Origin of the sequence: Pseudaestuariivita atlantica, from assembly GCF_001205715.1 — a bacterium.
Taxonomy (GTDB): Bacteria; Pseudomonadota; Alphaproteobacteria; order Rhodobacterales; family Rhodobacteraceae; genus Pseudaestuariivita; species Pseudaestuariivita atlantica.
Map to the genome: position 1 here is coordinate 274,244 of NZ_AQQZ01000003.1, position 17,628 is coordinate 291,871.

The following is a 17,628-nucleotide window of genomic DNA, read 5'->3' on the forward strand; positions in this document are numbered from 1 at the left end:
CCCTACCGTCAGGCGCATGTTCCCGATCCGAGATCACAACCCGTCCGGCCGCACGCCTTTCGTCACCTACGCGCTGATCGCGATCAACGTCGTGGTCTTCCTCAGCTACTGGCACCTGATGGGCGATCCCCGCGCCATTGGGCAGGTCTATTTCGACTGGGCCCTGATCCCCGCGCGCCTGTCGTCGGGCGACGGGTGGAGCGGGCTTTTCACCTCGATGTTCCTGCATGGCGGGTTCCTGCACATCGCGGGCAACATGCTGTTCCTGTTCATTTTCGGCGACAACATGGAAGACGAGATGGGCCACCTGCCCTTCCTTCTGTTCTATGTGATCGCGGGCCTTGGTGCGGGGTATCTCCAGTACCTGTCGGAACCGTTTTCGCGGATCCCGACCGTTGGCGCATCGGGGGCCATCGCGGGCGTCATGGGGGGTTACCTTCTGCTCTTTCCGAAGGCGAAGGTGGACATCCTGTTCATCTTCATCGTGTTCTTCCGCATCTTCCCGATCCCCGCATGGATCATGCTGGGATTGTGGTTCGCGCTTCAGTTGTTCAGCGGCGTGGCGGTCGATACCTCCGCCGGCGGGGTGGCCTACTGGGCGCATGCGGGCGGTTTCATCGTCGGGCTTGCCCTGACCGTGCCGCTATGGCTGCGCCGTGGCGGGCCGCGGTTCTGGGACCGGACCGAGGGGCACCCGCCACACCCCGAAGCCACCTATAAGCTCACGCCAAGCTCGATCCCCAAGGTGCCGCGCCGGTGACGTGGCGGCTGATATGCCACTGTGGTGCCGTCGAGGCCGATGTCACGCTGTTACCCGAAGGGCTGGCCTCCGCCCGGCGCTGCGACTGCTCGTTCTGCCGCCGCCGGGGCGCGGTGACCGTCTCTGCCCCGCTTGACGGGGTGCAAATCCTGCGGGGCGAGGACAACCTGACGCTTTACACGTGGGGCACGCACACGGCCCGGCACTTTTTCTGCAAGACCTGCGGGATCTACGTCTACCACCAGCGCCGGTCCAATCCCGACGAGTTGGGCGTGAACGCGCTGGCGCTCCACGGGGTGGAGCCTGCGGATCTGGGCGAGGTTGCATGGCTGGACGGGGTCAATCACCCCGCCGACCGGTCCTGACCGGGCCGAGGCCGCCCATCAGGGCGGACGAGGATCAGCCGCGCACCATCTTCGCCAGCCCGTCGAACAGCTGACCGTTGGCGCACAGGACCGTGCCGTCCTCCACCGGGTTGCCGGACGGATCATCCAGCGCCTCGACCAACCCGCCAGCCTCGCGGACCAGCAGCACGCCCGCCGCGACATCCCACGCGTTCAGGCGGCGTTCCCAGAACCCGTCATACCGGCCGGCCGCGACATAGGCGAGGTCGAGCGCCGCCGCGCCCCAGCGGCGCACGCCCGAACAGGCGGGCAGGACGCGCGCCAGTTCGTGCATCGTCTCCGGCAGATCGGGCCGCCCGCCGAACGGCAGGCCGGTGGCGAACAGCGCCTCGATCATGCGGGAGCGGCCACTGACGCGGATGCGGCTGTCGTTCAGCCATGCGCCCGCGCCTTTCTCGGCCCAGAACAACTCGTCCTTGGCCGGGTCGAAGATCACCGCCGACACGATCTGTCCCTTGTGTTCCAACGCGATCGACACGCCCCAGTGCGGCAGGCCGTGCAGGAAGTTGGTGGTGCCGTCCAGCGGGTCCACGATCCAGCGGCGGGTCGGGTCGTCGCCGTCCTCGCCCCCGCCTTCCTCGGCCAGCCAGCCATAGGTCGGACGTGCGCCCAGCAGTTCCTCCTTCAGGATCTCCTCGGCGGCGAGATCGGCGCGGCTGACGAAATCGCCCGCCCCCTTCATCGAGACCTGCAGGTTCTCGACCTCGCGGAAGTCCTTCACGAGCGAACGCCCCGCCTTGCGGACCGCTTTCATCATGATGTTGAGGTTTGCCGTGGCGACCATGACCGTTCCTTTGACTGAGGCCGCGGCTATAGCGGCCCGAGGCGGCGGTCACAAGGGGCCGATCACCACTGCATGGTGGTGACCGTGCGGGTCGTCGTGGTGACCTGCGTCCGGGTTACGACCTTGGTTTTCTTGCGCTTTGCACCGGACCGGTCGACATACGGGCCCGCGTTCGGCACGCCGCACATGATCTGGCCCAGCATCTCGACCGGTTGCAGGCCTTCGGGGCAGAAATTGTGCGAGGACGGGTACTTGTGGGTCAGCATCTGGCCGCCGGCCTGGGCGGGCTTGGCATAGTCACCGGCCACCGCGCTGGTCGCGGTCAGGGTCAGGGCGGACAGGATTGGCAGGATCAGACGCATGGGAGCCTCGCGCTAGGAATTGAGCAACCGTGCGTCCACGCTACCAGACCTTGTATTCAAGTCAAAGCGTTCCGCGCGGCGTCAGGCCACTTTGCGCACCGGCTGCGGCGCAATTGGCGCATCGCGCATCAGCGTGGCGCGCACCTGCGCGGGGGACAGCGGAAAGATCGGCCGTGCCGGCGTGTCGTTGGTCTGTGCGTTGCGGATCAGGCCCATGGCGGGTCCTCCCTAAGTGATCCGCGCTATCTATGCCGCGCACGCAGCGTGGTTAAGGGGAGGTTTCACGCCGTCTTCCCCCAACGGCAAGCGCGATCAGGCCCCAGCCGAGGAACCCCTGCGCGTGATGGCTGATCGTGGGCGTGTCGAGGAACACCAGCCGCCGCAGCGCCGCCTCGATATCCGGGTACGGGTCCAGCACGATCTGGCTGGGCAGTCCTTCGATGAGGATGCGGAAATACTGGTAATAGACCTGCGGCGACAGCCACACGAAGGCCACGTAGACCACCAAGGCCACGCCGACCCGCACCCATAGCGACCCGCCCCGCATGAGCTTGAGCGCGAGGGAGAAGGTCACGCCCGCAAGGACGAGCGACACGAAGACGAGGCCAAGCTGGCCCAGCCCGGTGAGGTGGAAGAAGGTATCCTGTTCGTAAATCACGCCGCGCCCCCGCGCGCCCGCCGGTCCGCGCGCCCTCTACTTGGAGACGCCATGGTACCCGTAATGCTGCCCGTGGCCGTAGGGCGAAACCATGACCACCTGCCCGACATGATGATGCGGGCCGGAGGGCATGTAGTAATGCACGTGACTGCCCGCCGCGGGCACGTGGCAATACAGCGTGTGGCCTACATAAACCGCCGTCACACCGGGCGGACACCCCGCTCCCCTTGTGGCGATGACAGCCCCCGGCGGCACGACCTTGGGGTCGGCATACCCGGTCGAATACCCATCCGCCGCTGTCTGGGTGGCGATGAGGGTCAGGGCGAGAACAAGAGCGCGCATGAGTGAGCCTCCGTACGTTTGGTTTCTTGGGAGGATAGCGCGGAGGTGTGGGGTTGGGTAGCGTTTGTGGGTCATTGGACGAGGGCTTGGCTCGGAGGCGGGACAGTGACGGACCGCGGGTCGGCGCTTCCCCGGTTCGTGCAGCAGCGGTTTATGGTGGCCGTGATACTGATCTTGCCGGAGCGGGGCGCGGAGGGCGACGTAGCGCCGGCCCGTGCGGGCGGTCCGGCGGAGGCACGGCGGTCTGCGGCCTTGATTCCGTTCTTAACTCCACATAGCATTTTTTTGCCAATGCGGCCCTGTTGTCAGAAACGAGTGTAATGAAAATATCATGACTATCCTAGCACAATTCCATTGCCTAAATTGCGGGTTCGAGTTCGAAAAAGAGGTATTGGAAAGATCAGAACGGCAAGAATATGAGCGCCAAGATAGACCAACAAGTAGAGTACACTGCCCCCGCTGCAATAGAACAGACGTCAGAACGGGCTGGGGTTAATTCTGAATTAGACGATTCAGGTCAATACTGTAACCAGCTCCGGACAATTCTCTTGCCAGCTCCATTCTCCAGGCTTCGTTTTCGTCGATGGGAGTATAAACCACTCCCATAATATCCGATGGCACTTCGACGCCTTGTCCTTTCAACACACATACCTTGTCACGTGTGAGCTTTGCGATAAAATATCCAAGCTCCATAACAACATTTTGCCTCGCTCTTGCAGAAGTCTTGCCGGCCTCAATTTCTTTTAGCGAGCCCCCCATATCGTCGGCCGTCATTAAAACGACAGCAAAGTTAACATCGGAAAACCTTTCAAACTTTTCAATGATTGTTCTTCCATTGTTCGATTGCTCCCTTAGAACTATCGGTGTCAGTCCGAGCACAGTTAAAGTCTCTTTCACGCGAAATAACACCGCGTTGTCGTGTCCATGTACGACAAAGACTTTCTTCAGAGCTTCTTCATTGCGGGAAGCAGTCGATTCCCTTTGATTTTCATCCTCGATTGCCTCTACGACCGGGGTCAACTCCCTCTCAAGGTGCTCTCGGCCAAATGTCTCAAGAACTCTTATAATCCTATAAACTCTTGCGATCACTTCGGTTGCGGATCGCTTTCGGATGAAACCATAATCATCATCAGTATTATTTTGCAAACTTCTGAGCTTTGCCGTAAGAGATGTATTCCCGTTCGCACTAGAAAAGTCGGTGAGATCCTCTAGCAACTGATCAAGCACAGTTTCATCAACCTCAACTCCTGTTTGGAAATACATGTCTTGGCTTTTTAATTTTTCCTTTTCATATTTATCCTTTAAGCTCAGTAATTCAGACAGGTAAACTTTAAAGCTCACTCTAAAACCCCCATAAACTCCCGCCACTCGCCCTTGCTCATGCCGGAATTCTCCTGTGTCACTTCTTCACCTTTCAACATCCGCTGGATACACGCAAGGGCTGTAGCGGATAACGTCGCACCCCCCAGCCGGTAGTCCTCGAACGCGGAGTAGGCGAAGGGGACCCAGTCCCGGACGATCGAGCATATCGCATCGGCGTAGACGCGGATTTCGTACTGGGCGTGGGCGTCGGCGCGCAGGCGGAGGAAGTGCAGCAGGTTGTGCAGGTCCACCTTCCAGTACCATTGCGTATAGATGTTCGCGGGCAGGTTCATGCGGGCGAGTTCGCGGGCGAGGCCTTGTTGGCCGTCCTGCGAAATCATCTCTTCATAATGGTCGTAGCACCGCATCGCGTCGTCGGTGAGGTAGCGCAGGACGCGTTGGGCCTCGTCGCCTGACAGCGCCTCGCCCCTGCCCTGGTTGTTGACGACCGACTGGGCAGCCAAGGCATCCGGCGCGGGGATGTAGAATTCGCGGTCGAGGATCGAGTAGCGGGCGGAGTATTCGTTCACGTTCGCGGTGCGGTGGCGGATCCACTGGCGGGCGACGAAGACGGGCAGTTTGACGTGCAGCTTGATCTCGCACATCTCGAACGGGGTCGAGTGCCAGTGGCGCATGAGGTAGCGGATCAGCCCCTCGTCGTTCTGGACCGACTTGGTGCCCTTGCCGTAGCTCACCCGCGCGGCCTGGCAGATCGCGGCGTCGTCACCCATGTAGTCGACCATGCGGACGAAGCCGTGATCGAGCACGGGGTGCGCGGTATAAAGGTGCTTTTCCGCCCCCGGAGCGACGGCGCGCAGGGTGGGCTGCGTGGTGGAGCGGAGGTCGTCGATTTCGGCCTGTTGTTCGGATGTCAGGGGCATTGGCGACTCGGGGCTCCTCTTCATGCGGGTCGGGGACACTTTATCTTGTGGCAGGCGCGGCACAACCACGCGATATGCTGTGGCGGCAAATCCGCCGCACTTTCTGGGGAAAACCTTGTGGACGAATTGACTTTTAAGCTGGCGGCCCGGATTCTGCGGCCAACGATATAAAAACACACTCGGGCAGGAATTCGGATATGAACCGCACAGTGATGCTGTTGCTGATCTTGGGGGCGTTGGGGGCCTGCGATGGCTCGACCGGCAAAGACAACCCGTTCCAGGCAAGCGACGACTCGACCACCGGCACGGACACCACGGGCACGGGCAACGACACGGTAACCGGCGTGACGGGCGACCGGACGCTGCCACCCGGCACCGCCAACCCCTCTCCCAACCGCGCGATCGTGCGGACCGAGGAGGTGAACGAAAGCGGCGGCGGTTATGCCGAGAACATCACCTACAACAATGCCAACGGGCAGGACGAGTTCAGCGTCGACAACCTCGCCTTCGACGGGGACAACACGTACAACCGGTCGGGCGTGATCTTTCCGGGCCAGACGAATGGCGGGCAACTCGGCCCCTTCGCGGTCTACGAAAGCGACGTGGTCGCAACCGATCCGCAGACCGGCAACACGTTCAACACCTTCCGCTACCGCGCCATCTATGGCCGGTCGACCAGCGGCCAGACCGAGTTCGCCATCGTGCGGACGGGCAGCTATATCGATTACGGGTTCGGCGGGTTCATCTACCAGCGCAACGCGACCGACGCGGCGGGCAACCAGAACCGGCTGGTCCTGCCAACCACGGGTGACGCGGAATACCTTGGCGATTACGCGGGCGTGCGCGTGTTCCAGGGGACGACGGGCCTTGAATACGTGCGCGGCACGGCGCAGATGTTCGTCGATTTCAAGGACTTCAACAACAGCCAGTCGGGCGTGGCGCTCTTCATCCATGACCGCCGCCTGTATGACATCAACGGCAATGACATCACCGACGCCTACCTGACCGCGATCGACAACTCGTCGACCGGCGGCGGATTGCTGGGCGGCGGCGGCGCCACCGCGAACCCCGCCATTCGCGAAACCGATGCGGCGGGTAACGAGGTGTTGCCGAGCCTGCGGCCGGTCATCTCTCCCGACATCGCCGATGCGAATGGCGAGATGGTGGGCGAGTTGCAAAGCATCGTCACCCGGACCGACGGCTCGACCCAGACGCTGGCCACGGGCACCTATTACGCGATCATGTCCGGCACCAATGCCGAAGAGGTCGTGGGTGTGCTGGTCGTGACCGAGACCGATCCGCGCTTTAGCGGTGTAACGGCGCAGGAGACGGGTGGCTTCATCATCTACCGGCAATGATCCGGTCGCGCCTTCTGGCGCCGGCCCTTGCGGGGGTCACGGCGCTGGCCCTTGCCGTCACCACGACGCTGGCGGAAACCGTCACGCTGACCCCGGCGCAGATGCGCGTCGTGGCATCGGAATCCGTGGTCAAGGGGCTGACGCGGCAGGGCTATGACCTTGCCAGCGCGCTTCTGAAACGCGACTCCGACGATGTCGAGGCGCTTCTGATCCATTCCCGCGCGGCCCGCGACCTCGGCAAGCTGGAGGAGGCCGAAACCTCGGCGCGGCGCGCATGGTCGCTGGCCGCCGACAAGCCCGAGAAATACGCGGCGGCCAAGGCCATCGCACAGGCCCTGTCGAGCCAGCGCAAGCGCACCCGCGCGCAGCTGTGGCTGCGCCGCGCGGCGCATCACGCGCCATCGGACCTGAGCCGCAACCTTGCCATCCGCGATTTCCAGTACGTGCGCAGCCGCAACCCGTGGTCGACGCACCTGTCGTTCAACATCGCGCCCAGCGACAACATCAACAACGGCAGCCAGTCGCAGACCACCGAACTGTTCGGCCTGCCCCTGCAATTCGCGCTGAGCGGCACGTCGCGCGCCCTGTCCGGGACCGAGGTCTCGCTTGGGTTCGACACCCGCTACAGGCTGGTCGAGACCGAGCGCGGCACGCTGCACGCCACCTTCGGGCTGGACCATCGCACCTATGCCCTGTCGGCAGAGGCGCGCAGGCAGGCGCCGGGGACGCGGGGCAGCGATTTCAACACCACGCAGGCGACCGTCGGGCTGAAGGCGCGCACGGCGCTGACCGAGGACCGAAGGCTCAACTGGTCGGGCAATCTGGACACCGGCCGGGCGTGGTACGCGGGCGATCCCTATCTCGATTTCGTCCGGGTCGGCACCGGTCTGTCCTACGGGCTTTCGCCCCGCAGCCTCGTGCAGGCCGAGGTCACGCAGGAATGGCAGACGGGCATCGCGCCGCGTCCCGACGCGGATATCGCCCGCCTGCGCGCGGGCTTTGCCCACCTGTTGCCCGGCGGTTCACGCATCGACCTGTCGCTTGGCTGGGAAGAAAGCCAGTCCGCGGCCACGTACCTTGATTACACGCGCCGCGATGCCAGCCTGCGGCTGGCACTGGGCAAACCGGTCTGGGGCACGCAGGTGTCGTTCGGGGTGAACGCGTCTGAAAAGCATCACGACATGTCCGGCCTGACCGGCGGCGTGCGGACCGAGACGACGTTCGGCGCCGACATGACGGTGGTCTTCCCAAAGCTCGACATGATGGGGTTCGTGCCCTCCGTCACGCTGCGCGCATCGCGCACCGACGGCACGATCGATCTTCTCGACAAATCCGAAACGGGCATCGGGTTCGGCATCAAGTCCGCGTTCTGACGGGCAAAACCCGAATCTGTCGGCATCACGTGGGCGGGATTCGAACGCCTGCGGAAGCGCGCGAAACCTCTTCCTCACATCTGACGTTACGTTGACGTGGGCTGGCACCTACGTCATGCAATAAAGTGACGTGACGTCGTCGTTACGTCAACTTTGTCAGCCATTGTAGGGTTCTCTCGAAACACGCATGTCGGGAGCAGACAAAGAGATGTTTGACGAGTTCGTGGACATGACAGACGACACCATGACGATCCGCGCGATGTGCGACGCCTTCGATGTGACGCCCCGCACCTTGCGCTTTTACGAATCCAAGGAACTGCTGTTCCCGATCCGGGAAGGGCAGAAAAGGCTGTTCACCAAGCGTGACCGCGCCCGCCTGAAGCTGATCCTGAAAGGCAAGCGGTTCGGTTTCTCGCTGGAAGAAATCCGCCAGTTGCTCGACCTCTACGACATGGGCGATAACCAGCAGACCCAGCTGAAAGCCGCCTATGACGTCGCGCGCAATCGCCTTTCCGATCTGGAAAAGCAGCGCGCGGAACTCGATATCGCAATTGCCGACCTCAAAGACATGATGAAATGGGGCGAGGAAATCATCGCCCAGTTCAACGATTCCCGCGCGGCCTCGCGCTGACCCGAACATCCGACAGGAGGAGACACGAATGCCCAGCTACATCGCACCCGCCAAGGACATGCAATTCCTGCTGCACGACGTTCTGAAAGCGTCGGAAGCGGACATCCCCGGCTACGACGAACTGGAACGCGACTTTACCGGCGCCGTGCTGGACGAAGCCGGCAAGCTGGCCAGCGAGGTTCTGGCACCGCTGAACCCCGTGGGCGACAAGGAAGGGTGCCGGTTGGAAAACGGCATCGTCTACACGCCGACCGGGTTCAAGGAAGCGTTTGAACAGATGAAGGAAGGCGGCTGGACCGCGCTGGACTGCGACCCAGAATACGGCGGACAGGGCATGCCCTACCTGCTGGGTACCGCCGTGGGCGAAGTCTTCGTTTCGGCCAACATGGCGTTCAACATGTACCAGGGCCTGACGCACGGCGCCTATTCGGCGATCCACGCGCACGGGTCGGACGAGCAGAAGGCCAAGTACCTGCCCAAGATGGTGTCCTGCGAATGGACCGGCACCATGAACCTGACCGAACCGCATTGCGGCACCGATCTGGGCCTGATGCGCACCAAGGCGGTTCCGCAGGAAGACGGGTCGTTCAAGGTGTCGGGCCAGAAGATCTTCATCTCGGCCGGTGACCACGACATGAGCGAGAACGTGATCCACCTCGTGCTCGCCAAGATCCCCGGCGGCCCCGAAGGCATCAAGGGCGTGTCGCTGTTCATCGTGCCCAAGTTCCTCGTGAACGACGACGGCTCGCTTGGCGCGCGCAACGGCGTGTCGGTCGGCAAGATCGAAGAGAAGATGGGCATCCACGGCAACTCCACCTGCGTCATGAACTATGACGAGGCGACCGGTTACCTGATCGGGACCGAGCACAAGGGCATGCGCGCGATGTTCACCATGATGAACGAAGCGCGTCTGGGCGTGGGCCTGCAAGGCTATGCGCAGGCCGAAGCGGCGTACCAGAACGCCGTCATCTACGCCAATGACCGCCTGCAGGGCCGCGACGTGACCGGCGCCAAGAACCCCGACGGCCCCGCCGACCCGCTGATCGTGCACCCCGACATCCGTCGCAACCTGATGGATCAGAAGAGCTTTGTCGAAGGGGCACGCGCCTTCACCTTCTGGGGTGCCTCGCTGATCGACCGCGCTCACAAGAACGGCGATGCCGATGCCGAGGGCCTGATCTCGCTGATGACCCCGGTCATCAAGGGCTTCCAGACCGACAAGGGCTTCGAGATGTGCGTGAACGCCCAGCAGGTCTATGGCGGCCACGGCTATATCGAGGAATGGGGCATGTCCCAGTTCGCCCGTGATGCGCGGATCGCGATGATCTACGAAGGCGCGAACGGCGTTCAGGCGCTCGACCTCGTGGGCCGGAAGCTGGGCCAGGACGGCGGCAAGCACGTCATGGCGTTCTTCGACATGGTCAAGACGTTCTGCAAGGACAACGCGGGCGACGAGGCGTTCGACCGCGACTTCATCGAACCGCTCAAGAAGGCGTCGAAGGACCTGCAGGCGGCGGGCATGTACTTCATGCAGAACGGCATGAAGAACCCCAACCACGCGCTGGCGGGTTCGTACGACTTCATGCACATGTTCGGCCATGTCTGCCTTGGCTACATGTGGGCGCGCATGGGCCTCGCCGCGAAAGAGGCCTTGGCGAACGGCGCATCGGATGTAGACTTCTACGAGACCAAGCTCGCCACCGGTCGCTATTACATGTCCCGCCAGCTGCCCGCGACGGGCATGCACCTCGCCCGGATCGAATCCGGCGCGGACCCGGTGATGGCGCTGGAAGCGGCGAACTTCTGATCGCGCGGGCGCGCGGCGACGCGCGCCCGGTATCACTTGCGGGGGGGAACACGACCATGACAGCCCATTGGCGCACCGACGAACACCAGATGCTGGCCGATCTCACGGCCCGCTTCATCGGTGAGGAATGGGCCCCCCATTTCGATCGCTGGCGCAAACAGGGCGAAATGGACCGGGACACGTGGCAACAGGCCGGCGCGCTCGGCCTGCTGTGCCCGTCCATCCCCGAGGAATACGGCGGCGTCGGCGGCGATTTCGGGCACGAAGCGGTGATCCTCATGGAAGGGTCGAAAGCCAACCTCGCCTCATGGGGCCACGGCATCCATTCCGGCATCGTCGCGCATTACATCCTCGCCTACGGGTCCGAGGACCAGAAGCAGCGCTGGCTTCCCCGGATGGTGTCGGGCGAACTGGTGGGCGCGCTTGCGATGACCGAGCCTTCGGGCGGGTCCGACGTGCAGAACCTCAAGACCCGCGCGATCCGGGACGGCAACGTCTACCGGCTGTCGGGTCAGAAGACGTTCATCACCAACGGCCAGCACGCCAACCTGATCATCGTCGCGGCCAAGACCGACCCCACCAAGGGCGCCAAGGGCACCTCGCTTGTCGTCGTCGAAACCGACGGTGCCGAAGGGTTTTCGCGCGGCCGCAACCTTGAAAAGATCGGCTGCCACGCCGCCGACACGTCGGAACTGTTCTTCGACAACGTCGCGGTCCCGCCAGAAAACATCCTCGGCGGTGAAGAGGGCCAGGGCTTCTACCAGATGATGAAGCAGCTCCCGCAGGAGCGCCTGATCATCGCCTGCGGCGCGGTCGGTGCCATGCAGGGCGCCGTGGAACGCACCATCGCCTATTGCAAGGAACGCGAAGCCTTCGGCGGCCCCCTGACCCAGTTCCAGAACACCCGGTTCAAACTGGCCGAGTGCCAGACCAAGACCGCCGTTGCCGAGGCCTTCGTGAACGAATGCATCGCCGAACATCTCGACGGCAAGCTGACCGTCGAAAAGGCGGCGATGGCGAAATACTGGACAACCGACACGCAGGGCGAAGTGCTGGACGAATGCCTGCAACTGCACGGCGGGTACGGCTACATGCAGGAATACGCCGTGGCCGAAATGTGGACCGACGCCCGCGTGCAGCGCATCTACGGCGGCACGAACGAGATCATGAAAGAACTGATTGCGAGGGCGCTCTGACAGGCCAGATGACACCGCCGGCGGCACGGACAGGAGCCTCCGGCGGACATATTTTCAAAGAGAAGAAGACAACAGGGTACTCTCAGCTTCTTCTCTTTCAAAATATGGCACGGGGGTCCGGGGGTGTGAAACCCCCGGTCCGACACCAGGAGCGAGGACCAACCGATGACGATCAGGCTTTATTGCTTCGGGGAATCCGGCAACGCCTACAAGGCGGCGCTGGCGCTTGAATTGTCGGGGCTCGATTGGGAGCCGGTGAAGGTGGACTTCTTCGGTGGTGAGACGCGTGGCGAAGCCTACCGGACGCAGGTCAACGAGATGGGCGAGGCGCCCGTGATGGTTGACGGGGACCTGAAGCTCACGCAGTCGGGCGTGATCCAGCAATACGTGACGGACAAGACCGGCAAGTTCGGCGGGGGCGAGGATCATTACGAGGTCCTGCGCTGGGTCCTGTGGGACAATCACAAGCTGTCGAGCCAGGCCGGCATGACGCGCTTCCTGATGAACTTCCTGCCCGAGGACAAGCGCCCCGAGCCCGTGATCGCGTTCATGCAGGGGCGGCTCAAGGCAGCCTATGCCGTTCTGAACGACCACCTCGAGGGCCGCGACTGGATCGTGGGCGATGGGCTGACCAATGCCGACATCTCGTGCTGCGGCTACCTCTTCTACCCCGAACCGTTCGGGTTCGACCGCAACGACTGGCCCCATATCAACCGCTGGCTCGCCAATATTCAGGCGATCCCCGGCTGGAAACACCCTTATGACCTGATGCCCGGTTCCCCCGCGGACCGCGCCTGAGACGGAGACGACCAAGATGACCAAAGCCTATATCTATGACGCGCTGCGCACCCCCCGTGGCAAGGGCCGCAAGGATGGCAGCCTGCACGAGGTGACCAGCCTGCGCCTGTCCGCCGTGACGCTGAACGCCGTGAAGGAGCGCAACAACCTCGACGGGCACGCCGTCGAGGACGTGATCTGGGGCAATGTCACGCAAGTGGGCGAACAGGGCGGCTGCCTGGCGCGCTCTGCCGTGCTGGCCTCGGACCTGGACGAGCGCATTCCCGGCCTTGCCATCAACCGCTTCTGCGCGTCCGGCATGGAAGCCGTGAACCTCGCCGCCAATCAGGTGCAGGGTGGCGCGGGCGAGGCGTATATCGCCGGTGGGGTCGAGATGATGGGCCGCGTGGCCATGGGCAGTGACGGGGCGGCGATTGCCGTTGATCCGTCGATCGCGATGAACACCTATTTCGTGCCGCAGGGCATCAGCGCCGACATCATCGCCACCGAATACGGCTTCTCCCGCGATGACGCCGACGCGCTGGCCGTGGAATCGCAGAAACGCGCCGCCGCGGCGTGGGAAGACAAGCGGTTCGACAAGTCGGTCGTCACCGTGCGGGACATCAATGGCCTGCCGATCCTCGACCACGACGAATACATGCGCCCCGGTACCGACATGCAGGGCCTTGGCAGCCTCAAGGCGTCGTTCAAGGACATGGGCGAGGTTATGCCCGGCTTCGACAAGATCGCGATGATGAAGTACCCGCACCTGGAGCGGATCAACCACATCCACCACGCGGGCAACTCGTCGGGCATCGTCGATGGCGCGGCGGCCGTGCTGATCGGCAACAAGGAGTTCGGTGAAAAGCACGGGCTAAAGCCCCGCGCCCGCATCCGCGCAACCGCCAAGATCGGCACCGACCCCACCATCATGCTGACCGGCCCCGTCCCGGTGACCGAGAAGATCCTCGCCGACAGCGGCATGAGCATCAGCGACATCGACCTGTTCGAGGTGAACGAGGCCTTTGCTTCGGTCGTCTTGCGCTTCATGCAGGCGTTCGACGTGGATCACGACAAGGTCAACGTGAACGGCGGCTCGATCGCGATGGGGCACCCGCTGGGCGCGACCGGCGCGATCATCATCGGCACCCTGCTGGACGAGCTGGAGCGCACCGGCAAGGGCACCGGGCTTGCCACGCTCTGCATCGCGTCGGGCATGGGCGCGGCCACGATCATCGAGCGCGTGTAATCACGATGCAGGACGACACCCGCAATATCCCCTTCGCGTTGAGCGAGAAGATGGCCGATGTGCACAACATCGACCAGCTTCCCGACGCCGGGGATCGCACGGTCGTCCTGCATCCCAAGATGATCTACCAGGCCTTCATCGATGACCTGTCGGCGGTCAATCTCAGCGGCGATTTCGAGGCATGGGCCGGGATGAGCGAGTATCCCAACTCGGTCCATACCGACACCGTCGACAAGGTGATCGGCACGCCGGAAGATGCAAAGCCGTTCTTCGACATGGTCTGTGCGCTGATCGCGGAACACAAGATCGACACGTTCCACCGGGAGGCGGAAAATGCCGAGTTCCTCGATCCGTCGATGATCGTGGGGCACCACATGATCTACATGCGGTCGGGTGGCGTGGATGTCGTGCAACCGATGGCGAGCCGCATGGTGATCCGCAAGGCGACCGGTCGCTGGCGCATGATCTCGGTCACCAACGCCGTGGCCAATGACCGCTACCCCTATGACCGGCCCGAGCCGTCTGACGGGCTGATCCCCGACGCCAACGTGCGCGCCCGGCAACGTGACGCACAGGGTCCGGGGTCTGCGCGGCATCTTGGCATCGATCCGGAGGAAAGCGACCCGCTCACGATCTACGCGGCGTTCCTGACGGCCGTGACAGCGGCCAACAGGGAGGGTGATTTCGAATTGTGGGACGCGATGCATCTTGACCGCGTGCGCAAGCATACGCCCGAGGCGGACATGACGATCGACAGCCGGACCGAGCGGCGGGCGATCTTCGACGCGATAACGGACGAGATCCGCCGCGCCGGTGCGGACAGCTACGTGCGCCAGCCCGACTTTGCCGAATGGCTCGGTCCCGACCGTATTCGCGGCAAGCACAGGGCGATCATGTCCCGCGACGGTCAACTTGTCCGCCAACCCCTGGACAGCCAGTTCGTGCTGGTCCGCGAGGCCGGTGCCTGGAAAGTCGCCGACGTCACGAATTCCTTCGATCCGGGCAGTCGGGTCGACCTTTTGAGCCTGATGCAGGACCGCCTGACGCGCGAGGGAAAAACCTGATGCCCGTCCGCCTCCTGCCTCATCCCCGAACGACGCGCCAATCCTGCCGGCGCCACCACATGCAAGCGCCGGATGCCCGGCCCGCACACGTACGAAAAGGAGATATCCAATGACCGATTTCACCTACGAGGTCGACGCTGACGGCGTGGCCGTCGTCACCTGGGACGCCCCCGGCAAATCCATGAACGTGCTGACGCGCGAGGCGTTCTCGCTGGTCGAGGAATACATCGACCGCGCGCTGGCCGATGACGCGGTGAAGGGCGTTGTCATCACCTCCGGCAAGAAGGACTTTGCCGGCGGGATGGACCTGAATGTGCTCGCCTCGATCCGCGAGGAATCGGGCGACAACCCGGCGCAGGGCCTGTTCGACTTCACCATGAACGGCCACCGCATCCTGCGGAAGCTGGAACGTGCCGGGATGGACCCGAAAACCAACAAGGGCGGCAAGCCCGTCGCCTGCGCCATCAACGGCACCTGCGCGGGCATCGGCACGGAAATCGCGCTGGCCTGCCACCGCCGGTTCATGACCGACAACCCCAAGGCCAAGATCGGCCTGCCGGAAATCCTGCTGGGCATCTTCCCCGGCGGCGGCGGCACGATCCGGTACAGCCGCATGGTGGGCGCGATGGCGGCCTCTCCTGTCCTGCTCGAAGGCCGGATGATGGACCCCAAGAAAGCGAAATCGGCCCAGATGGTCGATGAAGTCAGCGCCGATCCGGTTGCGGATGCCAAGGCATGGGTCCTGTCGGCAACGGACGCCGACATCGTCAAACCGTGGGACGCGAAGGGCTACAAGATGCCCGGCGGCGCACCCTATCACCCCGCAGGGTTCATGACCTTCGTCGGTGCCTCGGCGATGGTGAATGGCAAGACGCAGGGCGTCTACCCGGCGGCCAAGGCGCTGCTCTCGGCGGTTTATGAAGGTGCGCTGGTGCCCTTCGACACCGCGCTGAAGATCGAAGCACGCTGGTTCACGCATGTCCTGATGAACCCGTCGTCATCCTCGATGATCCGGTCGCTCTTCATCAACAAGCAGGCGCTGGAAAAGGGTGCGAACCGCCCCGACGTGGCCGATCAGACCGTCAAGAAAGTTGGCGTTCTGGGTGCGGGCATGATGGGCGCGGGCATCGCGCTGGTGTCGGCGCAGGCCGGGATCGAGGTCGTGCTGATCGACCAGAACCAGGAAGCCGCCGACCGTGGCAAGGCCTATACCGCCAATTTCGCCGACAAGGGCATCAAGCGCGGCAAGACCACACCCGAGAAGAAAGAGGCGCTGCTGAACGCCATCACCGCGACCACCGATCTGGACGCGCTGAAGGGCTGTGACCTGATCGTCGAGGCGGTGTTCGAGGATCCGGGCGTGAAGGCCGAGATGACCAAGAAGGTCGAAGCCGTCGTGGGCGAAGACTGCATCTTTGCCACCAACACCTCCACCCTGCCGATCACCGATCTGGCGAAGGCATCGGTCCGGCCCGAGAAGTTCATCGGCATCCACTTCTTCTCCCCCGTCGAGAAGATGATGCTGGTAGAGATCATCAAGGGAGCGGAGACCGGTGACGTGGCCGTGGCCAAATCGCTCGACTACGTGCGCCAGATCCGCAAGACGCCCATCGTCGTGAACGACGCGCGCTTCTTCTATGCCAACCGTTGCATCATCCCCTACATCAACGAGGGCATCCGCATGGTCGGCGAAGGCGTCTCGCCCGTGCTGATCGAAAACGCGGCCCGCATGGTCGGCATGCCGCTGGGCCCGCTGCAACTGGTGGACGAGACCTCGATCGACCTGGGCGTGAAGATCGCCAAGGCGACCAAGGCCGCGATGGGCGATGCCTATCCCGACAGCGCGGTGGACGAAGTCGTGTTCTGGATGGCCGACGAGGGCCGCCTGGGCCGGAAATCGAACGCGGGCTTCTACAACTACGACGAAAACGGCAAGCGCGGTTACCTTTGGGAAGGTCTGGGCGACAAGTACCCGGTCGCCGACGACCAGCCCGACCTGCACGAGGTGCAGCACCGCCTGCTGTTTGCGCAAGTGCTTGAAGCCGTGCGCGCGTTCGAAGACGGCGTGCTGGAAGACATCCGCGAAGGCGACGTGGGCGCGATCCTTGGCTGGGGCTTCGCGCCCTGGTCGGGTGGCCCCTTCTCGTGGCTCGACATCGTCGGCGCGGCTTGGGCGGCGGAGCAATGCGACGCGCTGCAGGCCAAGCACGGCGACCGGTTCGCCTGCCCCGCGCTCCTGCGCGAGATGGCCGAAGCCGGTGACACCTTCTATGGCCGCTACGGCAACGGGGAACAGGCGAAAGCCGCCTGATCCCCGTTCACGCAACGCATGGGGCCGGCGTCCGAAAGGGTGCCGGCCCTTTGTCATTCCGGGCAGGTCCAAGGTACCGCGAGCTGCGAAAGGCGCGCCGAGCCTCTCTCACGACGCGCCCCGCCTGCACCGGGGGTAACTGGCAGCAGGCGTCAGGTCTCCGGGATCCTGTTTCAGCAGGTGCCGGTCATCCCGCCGGCACGGTGGCAAGACACTCCCGCGAGAAGGCGAAATTTCGCGGCAAATTTGATGAGAATCCGGCGGTGTTGCCAGACTGGCGACACTCCGCATGATAGACCGTGATTGTCG

General features: G+C 63.5%; 18 protein-coding genes. 11 read left to right on the forward strand and 7 right to left on the reverse strand.

What is annotated here, in order from left to right; genetic code table 11:
* Nucleotides 1–16 precede the first annotated feature (16 nt).
* Entirely contained in the window at nucleotides 17–760 is a 744-nt protein-coding gene (locus ATO11_RS07915; protein WP_050530297.1) for a rhomboid family intramembrane serine protease, read from the forward strand.
* Nucleotides 757–1,125, forward strand: a complete 369-nt coding sequence (locus ATO11_RS07920; protein WP_050530298.1) for a GFA family protein — start codon at nucleotides 757–759, stop codon at nucleotides 1,123–1,125. The genes ATO11_RS07915 and ATO11_RS07920 overlap by 4 nt, the downstream gene beginning before the upstream one ends.
* A 34-nt stretch (nucleotides 1,126–1,159) precedes the next feature.
* On the opposite strand, the gene ATO11_RS07925 is transcribed toward ATO11_RS07920, so the two are convergent.
* From ATO11_RS07925 to thyX, 7 genes are all read right to left on the reverse strand, one after another.
* Complete coding sequence (locus ATO11_RS07925) at nucleotides 1,160–1,948, reverse strand: inositol monophosphatase family protein (RefSeq protein WP_050530299.1); 789 nt, start codon at nucleotides 1,946–1,948, stop codon at nucleotides 1,160–1,162.
* A 62-nt stretch (nucleotides 1,949–2,010) separates the two neighbouring features.
* Nucleotides 2,011–2,310 (reverse strand): hypothetical protein, encoded by a 300-nt coding sequence (locus ATO11_RS07930; RefSeq protein WP_050530300.1) that lies wholly within the window; start codon nucleotides 2,308–2,310, stop codon nucleotides 2,011–2,013.
* Nucleotides 2,311–2,391: 81 nt separating this feature from the next.
* On the reverse strand, nucleotides 2,392–2,526 hold the full coding sequence (locus ATO11_RS22490; protein ID WP_278044287.1) for a hypothetical protein: 135 nt from the start codon (nucleotides 2,524–2,526) through the stop codon (nucleotides 2,392–2,394).
* A 52-nt stretch (nucleotides 2,527–2,578) separates the two neighbouring features.
* Complete coding sequence (locus ATO11_RS07935) at nucleotides 2,579–2,968, reverse strand: hypothetical protein (RefSeq protein WP_050530301.1); 390 nt, start codon at nucleotides 2,966–2,968, stop codon at nucleotides 2,579–2,581.
* A gap of 36 nt (nucleotides 2,969–3,004) precedes the next feature.
* Entirely contained in the window at nucleotides 3,005–3,310 is a 306-nt protein-coding gene (locus ATO11_RS07940) for a hypothetical protein (protein ID WP_050530302.1), read from the reverse strand.
* Between the two features lie 492 nt (nucleotides 3,311–3,802).
* Complete coding sequence (locus ATO11_RS21190) at nucleotides 3,803–4,651, reverse strand: TIR domain-containing protein (protein WP_082176215.1); 849 nt, start codon at nucleotides 4,649–4,651, stop codon at nucleotides 3,803–3,805.
* Nucleotides 4,648–5,553: an FAD-dependent thymidylate synthase gene (gene thyX / locus ATO11_RS07950; RefSeq protein ID WP_050530304.1), complete on the reverse strand. Its 906-nt coding sequence runs from the start codon at nucleotides 5,551–5,553 to the stop codon at nucleotides 4,648–4,650. The genes ATO11_RS21190 and thyX overlap by 4 nt, the downstream gene beginning before the upstream one ends.
* Nucleotides 5,554–5,750: 197 nt before the next feature.
* Between thyX and ATO11_RS07955 the strand changes: the two genes are divergently transcribed.
* The 9 genes from ATO11_RS07955 to ATO11_RS07995 all read left to right on the forward strand — a co-directional run bounded on the left by ATO11_RS07955 (nucleotide 5,751) and on the right by ATO11_RS07995 (nucleotide 17,319).
* Nucleotides 5,751–6,911 carry a hypothetical protein gene (locus tag ATO11_RS07955; RefSeq protein WP_050530305.1) on the forward strand — a complete coding sequence of 387 codons (1,161 nt, stop codon included), beginning with the start codon at nucleotides 5,751–5,753 and terminating at the stop codon, nucleotides 6,909–6,911.
* Nucleotides 6,908–8,284, forward strand: a complete 1,377-nt coding sequence (locus ATO11_RS07960) for a porin family protein (protein WP_050530306.1) — start codon at nucleotides 6,908–6,910, stop codon at nucleotides 8,282–8,284. Before ATO11_RS07955 ends, ATO11_RS07960 begins: the two co-directional genes overlap by 4 nt.
* 229 nt (nucleotides 8,285–8,513) lie before the next feature.
* Entirely contained in the window at nucleotides 8,514–8,915 is a 402-nt protein-coding gene (locus ATO11_RS07965) for a MerR family transcriptional regulator (RefSeq protein ID WP_050530601.1), read from the forward strand.
* A gap of 28 nt (nucleotides 8,916–8,943) precedes the next feature.
* A complete protein-coding gene (locus tag ATO11_RS07970) occupies nucleotides 8,944–10,722 on the forward strand; it encodes an acyl-CoA dehydrogenase C-terminal domain-containing protein (protein ID WP_050530307.1) in 1,779 nt (592 codons plus the stop codon).
* A 56-nt stretch (nucleotides 10,723–10,778) separates the two neighbouring features.
* Nucleotides 10,779–11,918, forward strand: a complete 1,140-nt coding sequence (locus tag ATO11_RS07975; protein ID WP_050530308.1) for an acyl-CoA dehydrogenase family protein — start codon at nucleotides 10,779–10,781, stop codon at nucleotides 11,916–11,918.
* A 165-nt stretch (nucleotides 11,919–12,083) separates the two neighbouring features.
* Nucleotides 12,084–12,716 carry a glutathione S-transferase family protein gene (locus ATO11_RS07980; protein ID WP_050530309.1) on the forward strand — a complete coding sequence of 211 codons (633 nt, stop codon included), beginning with the start codon at nucleotides 12,084–12,086 and terminating at the stop codon, nucleotides 12,714–12,716.
* 16 nt (nucleotides 12,717–12,732) lie between these two features.
* On the forward strand, nucleotides 12,733–13,944 hold the full coding sequence (locus ATO11_RS07985; RefSeq protein ID WP_050530310.1) for an acetyl-CoA C-acetyltransferase: 1,212 nt from the start codon (nucleotides 12,733–12,735) through the stop codon (nucleotides 13,942–13,944).
* Nucleotides 13,945–13,949: 5 nt separating this feature from the next.
* Nucleotides 13,950–15,008 (forward strand): hypothetical protein, encoded by a 1,059-nt coding sequence (locus ATO11_RS07990; RefSeq protein WP_050530311.1) that lies wholly within the window; start codon nucleotides 13,950–13,952, stop codon nucleotides 15,006–15,008.
* Nucleotides 15,009–15,117: 109 nt separating this feature from the next.
* Nucleotides 15,118–17,319 carry a 3-hydroxyacyl-CoA dehydrogenase NAD-binding domain-containing protein gene (locus ATO11_RS07995; RefSeq protein ID WP_050530312.1) on the forward strand — a complete coding sequence of 734 codons (2,202 nt, stop codon included), beginning with the start codon at nucleotides 15,118–15,120 and terminating at the stop codon, nucleotides 17,317–17,319.
* The last annotated feature ends 309 nt before the right edge of the window (nucleotides 17,320–17,628 follow it).